The sequence below is a fragment of the Rhizobium sp. 3T7 genome (assembly GCF_020166565.1).
In the GTDB taxonomy this organism is placed as follows: domain Bacteria; phylum Pseudomonadota; class Alphaproteobacteria; order Rhizobiales; family Rhizobiaceae; genus Rhizobium.
Window position 1 is genome coordinate 399403 of the sequence record NZ_JAIQXS010000001.1, and the last position, 14514, is coordinate 413916.

The window sequence follows — 14514 nt, forward strand, 5'->3', positions numbered from 1 at the left end:
AGTCGGCAATGTCGCCGTAAGCCTTGAAAGACACAAGCGTTTTGAAGTCGGAAACCCGTAGCGCTGCCTCTCTGCATGTGGACGATCACGCCGATGGTTCGGGCCAGCACGTTCAGCTCGAGGGAAATTGGCGAAGCGCTAATCTGCACCTCGTTCTGCGCGACTTCGAGAAGCTCACTGCCGGTCGAAGAGGCGAGGTGACCCTCGACCTGTCAGGCGTGACGGATATCGACACGGCGGGTGTCTGGTTGCTCTGCCGCCTGAAGAAGCAGGTAGAGGGCGCCGGCGGCACCGTGCACTTCGAAGGCAGCAACTCGCATATCGACGAAATGATTGCCGAGTTTTCCGAGGAGCCCCCGCAGGGGGAGCAGGAACCTCAGCAAAAGGCAACCTGGCAGGAAAAGATCTTCGCCCCGATCGGCAAGATCACCTTCGATATCTGGAACAATCTCGCCGCCGCCATGTATATCCTAGGGTCCGCTGTGCGCGGCGCGCAGATGAAATTCGGGCGCGGCAGCGGCGTCTCGCCGGCGTCGATCGTCAACCAGATCGACCATATGGGTGTACGCGCGGTACCGATCATATTGCTGATGTCGTTCCTGATCGGCGCGATCATTGCGCAACAGGGCGCCTTTCAGCTCCGCTATTTCGGCGCCGAAGTCTTCGTCGTCGACCTCGTCGGCATCCTGCAGCTTCGCGAAATTGGCGTGCTTCTGACGGCAATTATGATCGCCGGCCGGTCCGGCAGCGCCATCACCGCCGAGATCGGCTCGATGAAGATGCGCGAGGAGGTCGATGCGCTGAAGGTGATGGGGCTCAATCCTGTTGGGGTGCTCATCTTCCCGCGCCTGGTTGCCCTGACCGTCGCATTGCCGCTGCTGACTGTGATTGCGAACTTTGCTTCGCTCGCCGGCGCAGCCGTGGTCGCTTGGGCTTATTCCGGCATCACCTTCGCGAATTTCATCGCACGCCTGCATGAAGCGATCACGCTATCGACGGTCTTGTCCGGGATGATCAAGGCGCCATTCATGGCGCTGGTTATCGGTATCGTTGCGGCGGTTGAAGGCTTAAAGGTAGGCGGCAGTGCTGAGTCGCTTGGCCAGCACGTGACCGCGTCGGTGGTGAAGGCGATTTTCGTCGTTATCCTCATGGACGGGCTTTTTGCCATGTTCTATGCGGCCATCAATTTCTAGGGATCGTACGTGGACGGACAGCAGACAGAGACCAGAAACGATCAAGGACGGGATGTCGTGCTGTCTGCGCGCGGCGTGACCGTGGGTTTCGGGTCGAAGGTCGTTCTCGATAATCTGAACCTCGATATCTATCGCGGCGAAATCCTCGGTTTTGTCGGCGCGTCGGGAACAGGCAAGTCGGTCCTGATGCGGACAGTGCTTCGGTTGCTGCCGCGCCGCTCGGGTAATATCAAGATCCTCGGTCAGGACTTCGATGAACTGGACGAGCCGCAGCGCAATGCGCTCGACATGCGGCTCGGTGTGCTTTTCCAGCAAGGCGCGCTATTCTCCTCGCTCACGGTGAAGGAGAATATCCAGGTGCCGATGCGTGAGTATCTGGACCTGCCCCAATCGCTAATGGACGAACTGGCTCAACTCAAGATCCGGCTGGTCGGGCTCGCGGCGGATGCCGCCGACAAATACCCGTCGGAGCTTTCGGGCGGCATGATCAAGCGCGCGGCGCTGGCGCGCGCCCTGTCGCTCGACCCGGAACTGGTGTTCCTCGACGAGCCGACCTCGGGCCTCGATCCGATCGGGGCAGCGGAGTTCGATGAGCTCATCGCGAGGCTTAGGGACACACTCGGTCTGACCGTCTACATGGTCACCCACGACCTCGACAGCCTCTTCTCCGTCTGCGACCGCATTGCCGTGCTTGGCAAGAAGCGGGTATTGGTCGAGGGAACGATCGACGACATGCTGACCTTCGATGATCCGTGGGTTCAGGCTTATTTCAAGGGCAAGCGGGCGCGTTCGATCGTGCCCCAGAACGGCCATTCCGGCGACGACAGCCTGGCGCAAGATAGCCGCGGGAAGTGAGCGGATACGATGGAAACAAAAGCGAACTACACGATTGTCGGCTTTTTCACGGTGCTCGTTATCGCGGCAGCGTTCGGCTTCGTCTACTGGATGGCCGAATATGGGCGTGGCGGGCCCATGGCTGAGCTGATCGTCCGCATTCCGGGCTCCGCGAACGGATTGAGCGTCGGCTCGCCTGTGCGGTTTAACGGTATTCAGGTGGGTTCGGTCAAATCGCTGTCGATTGATGCGGACGATCCAAGTTTTTCGCTGGCGTTCACGGAGGTGCGGGTCGATGCACCGATCTATCCGTCGACGAAAGCGATCCTTGAAATCCAGGGCTTGACGGGTGCGGCCTACATCGAATTGTCGGGCGGCAAGATCGGCGAAAAGAATATTCTTCAGCAATCGCTCGACACCGGAAAGCGAGCGGTGATCGTCGCGGATCAATCGAGTGTCACGAACCTTTTGGCGACGGCGGACAAGATTCTCGACCGCGCCAACGATGCCATCGGGCAGGTTCAGGGGTTTGTGAAGGACGCGCGTGGGCCGCTGACGAAGACATTACAGAACGCCGAGACGTTCTCCGACGCGTTAGCAAAGAACTCCGGCAACATTGATTCATTCCTACAAAGTGTCGGGCAACTGTCCGATACGGTTCGCAAGGTCTCGGGTCGTGTCGACTCGACGCTGGAGGCGATCGAAGCCCTCGTGAAGGCCGTCGATGCGAAGAAGATCGATACCATTCTCAGCAATGCCGAGAAGGTCAGCCGCGATGTCGCCGATGCGTCGGGCGACTTCAAGGGGGCGATCCAGAAGTTCCAGGAGACAGCGACGACCTACAACGACCTCGGCAAGAGGGCACAGGCGACGCTCGATCGGGTGGACACACTGGTAGCACAAATCGACCCGGCGAAGGTCAAGGGATCCGTCGACGACATCTCGCAGGCGACGAAAGATGCACGCGCTGCCGTCGCATCGATCAAGGATGTCGCGAACACCGTTTCGGCTCGGCAAAAGGACATTGATCAGACTATCCAGGACGTTTCGCAGATGGCGAACAAGCTGAACTCGGCGTCCACCCGCGTCGACGGTATTCTGATCAAGCTGGATGCACTGCTCGGGACAGATAATACGCAGTCGCTTTTTGCGCAGGCGCGTGACACGCTTACCTCGTTCAAGAAGGTTGCCGACAACCTCAACTCGCGGATTGGCCCGATTGCCGACAATCTGCAGAAATTTTCCAGCGGTGGGCTGCGCGACATGCAGTCGCTCATCAACGACACGCGCTCCACCGTGCAAAACCTTAGTAATGCGATCAGCGATTTCGACCGCAATCCGCAGCGGCTGATCTTCGGCGGGGATACTGTAAAGCAATATGACGGCCGGACGCGGCGTTAACAGGGATATTAGGGGAGCGCATATGGCCGTATCGGATGTGTTGCAGCGCCGTTCGTGGGTATTGATAGCCGCGATCGCGTTGCCGCTATTGGCAGGCCTTGCGGGCTGTGGGACGACTGCGAAGAACGACACTTACGATCTCTCAGCGTCGGCGACCGGCAGTGGACCGGCGGCAAAGGGCCGGCAGATCCTGGTGCAGCAACCGACCGCGCTGAAGGCGATCGACAGCGAGCAGATTGTCATTCGGGTGGCTCCGTCGCAAATACAGTACCTTTCTAAGGCGCAATGGGGCGACAAGCTGCCGCGCATGGTTCAGGCGAAACTGGTCGAGGCCTATGAGAACTCCGGCAAGCTCGGTGGCGTCGGCGTCCCCGGCCAGGGGCTTGCGATCGATTATCAGCTCGTGACAGATATCCGCTCCTTCGAGATCGACACGACCGGCGGCAGCCGCGCGGTGGTGGAGATTTCAGCCAAGATCCTGAACGACCGCAACGGTTCTGTAAGAGCTCAGAAGGTGTTCAGACAAGAGGTGTCTGTCGATGGATCGAACGATGGTCTTGTGAAGGGCCTCGATCGCGCGTTCGCAGGAGTATCGGCCGAGATCGTCAACTGGACGCTGCAGTCGATCTGATCGTCCATGTCGGGGTTGGCGTGGCGCTTCAATGGGATGCGAGCATAAACAGTGCCCTGAAACGAAAATGGCCGCCTTTGGGCGGCCATCAGACTGCTGACAAACCCCTGGCTTCGCCCAGGGGTTTATGATTCATTTGGGCATGCTGAAGAAACCTGCTCCCGGCCAGACGGCTCTCGAGATGGTGAGGCTCGATCAGCTTGTTCCGAAGGATCACCTGCTTCGCAAGATCGATGCGGTGATCGACTTTTCCTTCATCCATGATCGTGTTGCCGGGCTTTACTGCGCCGACAACGGTCGCCCGCCGCTGGACCCGACGCTGATGTTCAAGGCGCTGTTCATCGGTTACCTGTTCGGAGTACGCTCGGAACGTCAGTTGGTGCGCGAGATCGAGGTCAACGTCACCTATCGCTGGTTCTTGCGGCTGAAGCTGACGGATGGTGTGTTTGACGCCTCGACGCTGTCGCAGAACCGCCGGCGGCGCTTCAACGACACGCGTGTGGCGCAGGATATCTTCGATCATATCGTCAGCCAGGCGATCGCCCACCAGCTGGTCGATGGCACGGTGCTTTATACCGACTCGACGCATCTGAAGGCGAATGCCAACAAGGGCAAATACGATCTTGCGATGATTGAAAAGTCGCGGGCCGATTATTGGGCCGATCTCGACCGGGCGATCGAGGCGGAGCGGACGCTGCACGGGCAAAAGCCGCTGAAGGACAAAGAGCGTGAGCCGCAGGTGAAGGAAACGAAGGTGTCGCGCACCGATCCCGACAGCGGCTATATGGTGCGCGACGGCAAGCCGAAGGGCTTCTTCTACCTCGATCACCGCACGGTGGATGGCAAGCTTGCGATCATCACCGACACCCATGTGACGCCCGCCAATGTGCATGACAGTATCGTCTATCTCGACCGGCTCGACCGCCAGCGTGAGCGGTTTGGCTTCGAGGTCGGCGCGGTTGGCCTGGATGCCGGCTATGCCACATCCGGCATCGCCAAGGGGCTGGATGGCATGATGCGCAAGTCCAAGTTCGTCTACGAGCCTGAGACGGACGGTTATCGCTGCCCCGAGGGGCAGTTGCTCGCCTATACCACCACCGACCGCCATGGCTATCGGCACTACACATCCGACCCGGCGATCTGCCAAACCTGTCCGCTGCTCGCCTCCTGCACATCAAACACCAAGGCAGTGCGCACCATCACCCGCCATGTCTGGGCCGACGCCCGCGAGCGCACCGATGCCCATCGACTGACGCCTTGGGGCAAGGCAATCTATAAGCGTCGCAAGGAGACGGTCGAGCGCTCCTTTGCCGATGCCAAGCAGCTTCACGGCCACCGCTATGCCCGCTTTCGAAGTCTCACCCGCGTCGCATGCCAGTGCCTGCTGGCTGCAGCCGCCCAAACATCAAGAAGATCGCCATGGCGCTCACCAAGCCACCCAGACCAGCCATGGCATGAGGGCCAGAGGTCGCCAACTTCGCCCCGCCTCAGAACCCAACTTAAAACAACCAACCTCCAAAAAACAAAACCCGCCGAAAATATCGACGGGTTTGTCAGCAGTCTGATGGCCGCCTTTGGGCGGCCATTTCTTTTTTGCCTAGGCGTCTTAGCTCAGTCGTCCCGCGGCATGAGCAAGCATCGTGTAGACCTTGCCCGTATCGGAGGTCAGATAGGACTGCGTGATCGTCTTGTCGCGGTCGCCGCGAGAGACGTCGGCAAGCAGCTTCTCGAAGTCGGTGATGTAGCGATCGACGGCGGTGCGGAACTCCGGCTCGCGATCGTACTTGCGCTTGATCTCGTCGAAGGTCTGCTGGCCCTTCAGCGTGTAGAGGCGGCGCGTAAACACGTCCCGTTCGCCGCGCTGATAGCGACGCCACAGGTCGACCGACGCATCATGATCGATCGCGCGAGCGATATCCACCGAAAGCGAGTTCAGGGACTCGACGACATGGCGCGGGTTGCGGCTATCGGTCGTGCGGGCCGGTGCTGCCGCGGCAGCCTCAGCGCGGGGCGCTGGTTGCCTGGCCGGAGCTTCTTCGGCAGCCTCTTCGCGCGATGCTCCGCGCAGGAGGTCGCTGATCCAGCCGCCGGTTGCAGGCGAGGCTGGAGCCGGGGCGGCAACGGGCGCCCGCTGCGGCGTCGCGGCCGCAGGTGTCGGAGGCGTCAGCGAGCCGCGCAGGCCGAAGTTTTCGATCGGCGAGGGTGTTACGGCCGGTGCCGAGGCGGGTGCTGCCGGAGGGGTGGGCTGGGGTACCTGCTGGGTAATGGCCGGCTGGGCCGGACGTGGCGCGGGTTGAGGCTGAGGAATGGCCCGCGGCGCGGGTTCGGAGATTTCGAGCTGCTGTGTCGAACGGCCAACGATGTGCGAGATATCCTGCAGGGCCTTGATCTGCTCGGCGACGGCGCGACGCATGGCAGCGGCGCTCTCCTTGGCTTCCTCGGGAAGGTCGAATGCACCGCGCTTCAGCTCGCTGCGGGTCATATCGAGTTCCTTGCGGATGTCGCCGGCCGAGCGGCGGATCTCCTCGGTCGCACCGGAGAAGCGGGATACCGCCTCCTCGACTGCCTCGCGAAGCGACTCGCGCATGGTCTGGGCGGCGCCGTCGGATGCGCGACCTGCCTCGCCCAGCATACGCTCCACGTCCGACAGAGATGCTGTCAGGCCACCGCGCAAGCGGTTGGAGAGCTCGCCGGATCGACGCTCCGCATTGCCGAAAGCACCGTCGATTGTCGCGTTGGCCTCTTCTCCGGCCTTGACGAGCGCGGCGCGCATGGTCGCGGCCGCTTCCTCTGCACGCTTTTCGGTTTCGGAAAGAACCCGGCCGATGTCGGAGAACGAGGACTGCACGCTTTCGCGCAGCGTACCGCTGACCTGGTTGGAGCGCTGCTCGGCGCGGTCGAAGGCGGATTCGACCATGCCTCCCAGCGAACGCATGGTCTTTTCGATCTCCTCCGAGCGCTGGACGAGGCCAACGGAAAGATTCTGCAGTGCGGTTTCGCGATCCTCAAGCGTCGAGACAAGGTTCGATTGAGCCGCGGCAAGCAGACCGGATGCCTGGCTGAGCACCTTTGAATGCTCGTCGAACCGCCCGATGATGCCGCCGACCTGGGCAAGCGTCTGGCCGGAAATATCGGACAGGCGATCGACCTTGCCTTCGAGCAGGCGGGTCGAGGCGGAAACCATTTCGGCGGCCTTCGATGCGGACTCGGTGAAGCGCGACGTCGTATCGCCGAGGCGACCATCGACCGCCGCCAGATCTTCGGCCGCACGGCTCATCATCTGGCCCATGGCGGAGCTGTTATCCGACAGGCGTTCGATCAGCTTGTTGACGTTGGCAAGCAGGCTGTTCTCCATCGCGTCGACGGCCGAGGATGCGCTCTCTGTGCGTGCGGCGATCGCGCTGATCAGAGCCTCGTTCTCACTGCGCAGGCGTTCGGTGCTGCGCTCGGTCGCCGCCGTGATGCGCGCGGCGGCGTCTTTGCCAGCCTCGGCATAACGGTCGATCAGCGGCCGTGCCGTTTCGTCGAGAATGCGCGACAGCTCTGTCGAGCGGCCGGCAAGCATCGAATTGAGTTCGCGGGTCCGGTCGTCGAGCGTCGTGCGGATTGCACTGCCGCGCGCTTCGAGCGCCTTATCGACATCGGTCAGCGTCGAGTCGATTTCGCGTGTGCGGTCCTCGATGCTTGAACGGATGGCATTGCCGCGAGCTTCTAGAGCACGTTCGACCTCTGCCATGGTCGAGGTGATTTCCTGGCTTGCATCGGAAATCGTCGTGCGGATGCCCGCGCCATGACTTTCGAAGGTCGCCTGGGCGTCGCCAAGGGCGCGGGAAATGGCACCAACCTGACCGCTGACCAGGGTTTCCGCCTCCGCGACCTTGTTGATAATTGCGTTGCCTGCCTCCGAGAAGGTTTGAGCGACGGCCGCTGCCTGGCCGGCGAGGCGGTTCTGTGCCTCGGAAACGCGACCGACGATCTGTTCGGACCGCTCCTCGATTGCACGGCTGAACTCGTTGCTCTTGGCCTCGAGGCCTTCGGCAAACTGCTGTCCGGTACGCCCGAGGTTTTCGGCGGCGCGGGTCGCTTCGTCGTCCATGCCCTGCGTTGTCTCGGCGACGGCGCTGCGCAGCGAAGCGGCGAGGCCGGCAGCCTTGCCTTCAATCGTGCGATTGACTGCATCGAGACCAACGGTCAGAGCGCGGTCCATCGTCGACAGGCGCTCCTCGATGCGGGCGCTGCCACGCTCCATTGCCTCGCCAATGCTCGCTGTGCGGGTGTCAATGCCCGAAGTCAGATTGGCCGTGCGGCCATCGATCGTCTCCGCAAACTTTGCGGCGCTGTGGTCGAGCGCTGCCGCGATGCGACCCGTAGCCTCTTCGCCGAGCGTCCCAAGGCGCGAAATACCGTCGGACAAAGTGTTGGAGAGGCGACCGCCAGCGGCGTCGACCTGCTCGGCTACGCCGCCGACGCCGTCACGAATGCGGTTTTCGAGGGCGGCAAGGCCGGCCTCGACACGCGACCCGGTTTCCGCAAAGCGACCGGTCATGCCTTCGATCGACTGGTCGAGCTGCGAGGAAAAGGTTTCTGCCGAGCGTGAGATCTCGCCTGCAGCCTCCTGGAAGCGGCCGGCAATATGGCCGGTGCTGTCACGTAGGCGGTCTTCGAGAGCGCGGCCGCTGTTGTCGATCGTCTGGCGAAGCGAGACCTCGTGGTCTTCCAGCGACATTTCCAACATGCCGACGCTGGTGGCGATCGACGCTCCGATTGTTGTTGCCTGGTCGGAAAGCGTGTCACTGATACGGGCGTGAGCGTCGCTGAGCGCGAGATTGATCGCCTGTTCGCGATCGGTCAGCGTCGCACGGATGCGTTCGTGAGCCGAGTCCAGACCACTTTCGATGCGTGTGGCCGCATTGCCGGTCAGCGCTTCGAAGCGATCATGCGCCGCGGCAAGGCCGCCTTCGATGCGGGATGCAGCATCGCCGTGCAATGTCTCCAGTCGCTGATGCGCATTGCTCAGGCTGGACTCGATGCGGGCAGCGGCGTTGCCGGTCAGCTGCTCGATGCGGTCTCCACCGCTCGAGAGCGTGCCAGCAAGCGTCGATGCGTGGTCACTCAGCGAACGCTCGAGGCGTTCCTGGCTCTCCGTGTAGGCGCTGCGAATTGCATCCGACTTGTCGACGAGGGCCCCGGCAACGCGGGATTCGGCTCCGGCCACCGTGTCGAGCAACGCGTTGGTGCGCGCTTCCAGCGCGTCGTCAAAGCGGCTCTGGCTTTCGCTGAAGGAGATAGCGAGCGCCATCGCCTTCTCGTCGAGCGTGTCCGAAAGACGGTCCTGAACCGTGGCAATCGAATTCGCGATGGTATCGACGCGGCGGGCAAGCGCATTTTCGATGCGGCTATGGCCTTCGTTCAAGGATACGGCGAGCGCCATGACGCGGTCGTCGAGCGCCTCGGTGATCCGGTCATGTCCGCCGGCAAGCGAGTTGCTGATCGTTTCGGCGTGGTGGCCGAGCGTGTCTTCGAGACGGGTCTGGCTTTCGTTGAGGGAAATGGCAAGTGCCATGGCCCGATCGTCGAGAGCCTCTGTGAGCTTCTCGTGGCCGCCGACGATCTGGTTCGCGATCGTCTCGGCATGATGGCCAAGGGTATCGGCAAGCCGCGTTTGGCCTTCATTGAGCGAAATGGCGAGCGCCACCGTCTTGTCGTCAAGCACTTCGCTGAGCTTTTCGTGGCTGCCGGCGAGCTGGTTTGCGACTGCGTCGACATGAAGGCCTAAGGTATCGGCAAGGCGGGCCTGCCCCTCATTGAGGGAAATTGCGAGTGCCATTGCCTTGTCATCAAGAGTGTCGGCAAGCTTCTCGTGGCCGCTGGCGATCGAAGCGGCAATCGCTTCGGCACGCTTGGCAATCGTATCCTCGAAGCGGTTCTGGCTCTCATCGAGCGAAATGGCCAGCGTCATTGCCTTGTCGTCGAGCGTGTCGGCAAGCCGCTCATGGCTGCCGGAGACCGCGCTGATGATTGCTTCCGAGCGGCTTGCAAGCGTGCTCTCGAAACGGTCCTGGTTGTCGGCGAGGGCAGCAGTCAGCGCACCGCCGCGATCGGCCATCACGCCGTCGATCCGCTCATGCGCGGAGTCGAGCGCCTGCGTGATATCGGCCGCTCGCCTGGAGATCATCGCATTCAGTTCGTCGGCACGGCCAAAGGCCGAGGTGATCTGCTCGGTTCCCGCGGAGACCGCAGAGCTTAGATCGGAGGTCGTAGACAGCAACGTGTCGCGGAATTCCGTCGCGCGTGCGGCGAGATTGTTGTGCAGTTCCGACGTACCCGAGGCGAGCGCCAGCGAGATCTCGGAAGTGGCATGGCTGAGCGCCGACGTCATACCCGTCGTTTGCGTATGGATGGCCTCGGTGACCTCGGAAACCTTGCCCGCCAGCGAGCTTTCCATAACTTCCTGACTGGTGGCGAGGGCGGTGGCCAGTGCGAAGGACTGGTCGGTGAGCGACGCGCCAAGGCGCTCGATGCTCGAACTCAGGATGCCGTTCAGCGAGTCTGAACCGCCGGTCATCGTGTCGTTGATGCGGTTGAGGCTCTCCATGAGCTTGGTGTCGAGCGAGCCGGCGCGCTTGTCGAAGGCATTGGCGAATTCCGCGACGCGCTCATCGAACGAGGTCGAGAGCTGCGCGACGGTTGCCTGCAGCCTCTCGTCAAAAAAGCCGGAGCGCAGATCGAGGTCCATGATGGTGTCGTCGACGCTCGACTGCAGGCTCTGGCGGAAGCTAGAGCCCTTCTCGTCAAGCGCGCTGTTGAGCTTGGAGAGAACGTCGTCCAGCGTGGTACTGATCGTGCGTTCGCCCCCGGTCAGGCTCTCGTTGATCTCGCGGGTGCGGGCGATCAGGATCTCGTTCAGCTGACGGGCGCGGTCGTTCAGCGCGGCGTTGAGCTTCTCGGCGTTGCTGTCCATCGTCGACGCACGCGTCTCGAACTGCCGAAGGATCTGATCTCCGTGTTCGCTGAGGCTCGACGTGAGTGAATCCAGCCGCGTATCGAATTCGTTGGTGAGCGCGAATCCTGAGGACGTCAGCGTTTGCAGCAGCGAATCCGTCTTTGCAGCAAGAAGCGTGCCGAGCGACTGGATCGCCGACTCCGACTTTTCGGTGATGGCGGCCGCGCGCGTGTCGATCATCGAGGCGAAAGCTTCGCCCGAGGTTGCCAGGCGTACAGCGATTTCTTCCGTCGCTAGCGACAAGTCTTCCTTGAGCTGGTCGTGCACGCCGGCGATGGACGTGCGGATACGCTCGGCGTGGTTGACGATCGCTTCGCGCTCCGAGCCAAGCTCGTGCACGAGGCCGCGCACGCGCAATTCATTGTCGGCGTAACTGCGCTCGAGCGCGTTGACCTCGGAATGGACCAGGGTCTCAAGCTCCGAAGCGCGCGCGATCGTACGCTCGATGCCTTCGTTCATCGCCGAGACTTCGCGGCGAACGGCCTGGCCGACGGTCATGATGCGTTCGGAAGCGACAGTCTCCGGTTCAGATAGGCGAAGTGCCACCTCGGCCATGGAGCGTGCTGCGTTGCGCATGTCCTGGGCACGGGCCATCATGACGGCAAAGGCATAAAACAGCAGCACCGGCACGATGATGCCGATGAAGCCGGCGATGACGCCCGGAAGCGCCAGAAGATCGGCCAGGGAGCGGATCTGCCAGATCTGGGGCGAATAGAGCAGGGCCATCAGGCCAAGCCCTGCGACGATCCAGAGAAGCGACACGATGGTTGCGTTGCGGATAGCTGATCGGCTGGATCCGTTCTCCAAGGACTTCAGCAGCGAAGCTGGAGATACGCGGTTGGCGTCATTGGCGGCGAAGGACGGCGCACGGGACGGCTGTTCGGGTTGGCGAGGCGTGTTGGCAGGGCGCGCGCGCTTGGCTTCCTTGGAGGCTTGCTGACTGCGGGCACTTGGTGTTTCGGACAATTTGGCCTCCGGGGCGTCGGTCTTGCCGTTGCGAGACAGCGTATCGTCTTCTGCGAAGTCGATCTGGAGCGCTTCGTCCAACGCCTTGAACGCCTTGTCCTCGATCGACTCGTTGTACTTGTTGTTCGCCATTTACGTTACGCCTCGTTACATCCCAGCCGGTTCAACAACGCATCCGGGCTTCCCGCCGAGCCCGAACAAAACCTTAGCCTCTGAGCTCGCCCGCCCACATTGCCGAGGACGGATAAGCATATCATTTCAGAGTGGATAGCTGCTTTTTCATACAGACGGTATCAAAACATTACCATTATCCACTTGGCGAGCAAAGGCAGGTGCCAGAGAGCTCGCCCAGTAGTATCGTAGTGACACATCCGGGACTGCTAGACAATTAACGCAACCGGTCAAATCCCCTAGCATTAATATCTTGTTAACATCATTTAATAAATGTGTGGCTTTAAAAACCAAAGAGTTAGGGGTGTTTAACGGACGTTAACCATAACCCGAGAAATCCGCCCTGAATGTGCCGGAATTTAACGCGATGCCCACCCAGCACCCGCACGATGATGAAACGGCGGGATAGACGACGGGAGAATTGGCACATGGCAGCAGTCAGTATTGCGTTTGCGGCACCCGACAATTGCAAGGGTCCACGCCCTTCGCAGGAGCGTCCGGTAGATCTGGTGCATCTGGCAAACCAGACAATGGGCGACAAGAGCCTGGAAATCGAAGTTCTGCAGATGTTTGCACGGCAGGCACGAGCTTGCCTGCAGGAGATATCGTCCGGTAACGCGGAAATCGTCGAGGCCGCAGCGCACCGCCTCAAGGGTGCCGCCGGCGCCGTGGGCGCGTTTCGCGTTCATGCAGCTGCGGAGGCGCTCGAGGGCAATTGTGGCGATGCGGCCAGGATGGCAGCGGTCGGTATCGCGGTGATCGAAGCCGAGAACTTTATCCTCAAGCTTTGCCGCTGAGCCGTAGGGTCATACGAGACCCGCTGATCCATTTCGGGGCAGCGGGTCTTTTTGTGACTGTCGGCATGGCGCATTTTGACAAGCGCGTTGCTTCCCAATCTGGAATGAAAGGTATCGGGCGGTCGATGTTGACTGCCTCGACGATTTGTTGGAAGAAAAATCCAGACCCTCCCACTGACGACTACCGGAAATCATTATGCCCAAACTGACCATTGTCGCCTTCGACGGCACGCGCTTCGATCTTGATGTCGATCAGGGATCGACCGTTATGGAAAATGCCGTGCGCAATTCGGTGCCGGGCATCGAGGCCGAATGCGGCGGCGCCTGTGCCTGCGCGACCTGTCATGTCTACGTCGACGACGAGTGGACGGAGCGCGTCGGTCCGCCTGAGGCCATGGAAGAAGATATGCTCGATTTCGCGTTTGACGTGCGTCCGACGTCGCGGCTCTCCTGTCAGATCAGAATGAAGGCAGCCCTGGATGGGCTCATCGTTCACGTGCCCGAGCGGCAGGCCTGATCCACTGCACTTCCCAAAAAAAAGCCTCGCTGGCCGTTAGACGAGCGAGGCGAGGTAGGCGCATTACCTACGGACGAGGGAGGATCATCCGCGGCTTCGCAACGCGCCAGGAGAACCCAGGAGCGAAAGTTCGGGCTTACGGACCTGAACTTTCGAATGTTTGAATATTACCGCGTTGTAGTTGATTTAGCTAGACCGAGAAATAACCACTAAAACACTGGGGCGACTGCAGTTTCACACAAGTTTTGTTACGCGGATAAACTTCTGTGATCGTTTTTGACCTAAGAATCAGCTACCTTGCGCCGCTGGATTTCTTTAGCTGGTGGTCGAGCAACCTCATCATGCGATTCTGGAAATTGGCGGCTTCGACTCGGTCGAATCGGGCCTGCAGCCGATCGTGTTCCTCGATGCCACGCGTCGATACCTCGGTAACGAGCTCCTGCATGCGTTCGCAATTGGGTTGTGGAGGCAGGGCGAGAATCTGCTTTTCCATGACGCGCGCCTGGTTTCGCGCGATCTCGGCATGACGTTCTTCGTGGCGCTTGATGTCGCTCGAGAGTGCATCCCAGATCATAGAGAGCTGTTTGCTGGCACCTTTGCGGCTGGTCCAGCGCGGTAGGATGATCTGCGTATGGACCGTCACCTTGGCATTGCCAACCTTGCACTTGCCCTCTGTCTGGACATAGGTGGCATCGCCGCCGAAGCGGATTTTGGTCGCGCCGGGATGGCGGGCCGACGACCCGCTAGCCGTCGGTCCGTTGGAACTCAGCTGTTGATCCAGCTGATCTGCGGTTTTGCCCCCGATCGTGAAGTAGGAGTAGCTCTTGGTCGCGATGACGGCGGCAGAGGCCGGCGCGCACACCAAGACGGCCATGGAAAAGCCGAGCAGGAGGGGCATATAACGCGGTACGGAAAGCATTCTACAGATACTCATGTTGAAGTTTGCTGGAGCTTGGGGCATAGGCACCCCTAGCGCAATATCGTTGACGCTTTTTCGATCG

9 protein-coding genes are annotated in these 14514 nt (G+C 61.0%); 7 read left to right on the forward strand and 2 right to left on the reverse strand.

What is annotated here, in order from left to right; translation table 11 throughout:
- Nucleotides 1-23: 23 nt before the first annotated feature.
- The 5 genes from K9B32_RS02000 (at nucleotide 24) to K9B32_RS02020 (ending at nucleotide 5517) form a co-directional block, all read left to right on the forward strand.
- Nucleotides 24-1193, forward strand: a complete 1170-nt coding sequence (locus tag K9B32_RS02000; RefSeq protein ID WP_224560225.1) for an MlaE family lipid ABC transporter permease subunit — start codon at nucleotides 24-26, stop codon at nucleotides 1191-1193.
- A 9-nt stretch (nucleotides 1194-1202) separates the two neighbouring features.
- Nucleotides 1203-2048 carry an ABC transporter ATP-binding protein gene (locus K9B32_RS02005; RefSeq protein ID WP_224560226.1) on the forward strand — a complete coding sequence of 282 codons (846 nt, stop codon included), beginning with the start codon at nucleotides 1203-1205 and terminating at the stop codon, nucleotides 2046-2048.
- Nucleotides 2049-2057: 9 nt separating this feature from the next.
- Nucleotides 2058-3428, forward strand: a complete 1371-nt coding sequence (locus tag K9B32_RS02010; RefSeq protein ID WP_224560227.1) for an MCE family protein — start codon at nucleotides 2058-2060, stop codon at nucleotides 3426-3428.
- 22 nt (nucleotides 3429-3450) lie between these two features.
- Complete coding sequence (locus tag K9B32_RS02015) at nucleotides 3451-4059, forward strand: ABC-type transport auxiliary lipoprotein family protein (protein ID WP_224560228.1); 609 nt, start codon at nucleotides 3451-3453, stop codon at nucleotides 4057-4059.
- A 142-nt stretch (nucleotides 4060-4201) separates the two neighbouring features.
- A protein-coding gene (locus K9B32_RS02020; protein WP_224560229.1) for an IS1182 family transposase occupies nucleotides 4202-5517 on the forward strand; the annotation gives its coding sequence in 2 pieces (ribosomal slippage) (nucleotides 4202-5459 and nucleotides 5459-5517; 1317 coding nt in all).
- 148 nt (nucleotides 5518-5665) lie between these two features.
- Here K9B32_RS02020 and K9B32_RS02025 read toward each other — a convergent pair.
- Nucleotides 5666-12160, reverse strand: a complete 6495-nt coding sequence (locus tag K9B32_RS02025) for a hypothetical protein (RefSeq protein ID WP_224560230.1) — start codon at nucleotides 12158-12160, stop codon at nucleotides 5666-5668.
- Between the two features lie 467 nt (nucleotides 12161-12627).
- Between K9B32_RS02025 and K9B32_RS02030 the strand changes: the two genes are divergently transcribed.
- Together K9B32_RS02030 and K9B32_RS02035 are read left to right on the forward strand one after the other, a co-directional pair.
- Complete coding sequence (locus tag K9B32_RS02030; protein ID WP_224560231.1) at nucleotides 12628-12996, forward strand: Hpt domain-containing protein; 369 nt, start codon at nucleotides 12628-12630, stop codon at nucleotides 12994-12996.
- A 196-nt stretch (nucleotides 12997-13192) separates the two neighbouring features.
- Nucleotides 13193-13513, forward strand: coding sequence for a 2Fe-2S iron-sulfur cluster-binding protein (locus tag K9B32_RS02035; protein ID WP_007792212.1), 321 nt, complete (start codon nucleotides 13193-13195; stop codon nucleotides 13511-13513).
- Nucleotides 13514-13805: 292 nt separating this feature from the next.
- Here the strand turns inward: K9B32_RS02035 and K9B32_RS02040 are convergent, their stop codons facing one another.
- Nucleotides 13806-14432, reverse strand: coding sequence for a DUF922 domain-containing Zn-dependent protease (locus K9B32_RS02040; RefSeq protein WP_224560357.1), 627 nt, complete (start codon nucleotides 14430-14432; stop codon nucleotides 13806-13808).
- Between the last annotated feature and the right edge of the window lie 82 nt (nucleotides 14433-14514).

Bases quoted from the DNA above. Each gene is read 5' to 3' on its own strand.
- K9B32_RS02040 (WP_224560357.1), bottom strand. From the start codon at position 14,432: ATGCTTTCCGTACCGCGTTATATGCCCCTCCTGCTCGGCTTTTCCATG.
- K9B32_RS02015 (WP_224560228.1), top strand. From the start codon at position 3,451: ATGGCCGTATCGGATGTGTTGCAGCGCCGTTCGTGGGTATTGATAGCC.
- K9B32_RS02010 (WP_224560227.1), top strand. From the start codon at position 2,058: ATGGAAACAAAAGCGAACTACACGATTGTCGGCTTTTTCACGGTGCTC.
- K9B32_RS02025 (WP_224560230.1), bottom strand. From the start codon at position 12,160: ATGGCGAACAACAAGTACAACGAGTCGATCGAGGACAAGGCGTTCAAG.
- K9B32_RS02035 (WP_007792212.1), top strand. From the start codon at position 13,193: ATGCCCAAACTGACCATTGTCGCCTTCGACGGCACGCGCTTCGATCTT.
- K9B32_RS02030 (WP_224560231.1), top strand. From the start codon at position 12,628: ATGGCAGCAGTCAGTATTGCGTTTGCGGCACCCGACAATTGCAAGGGT.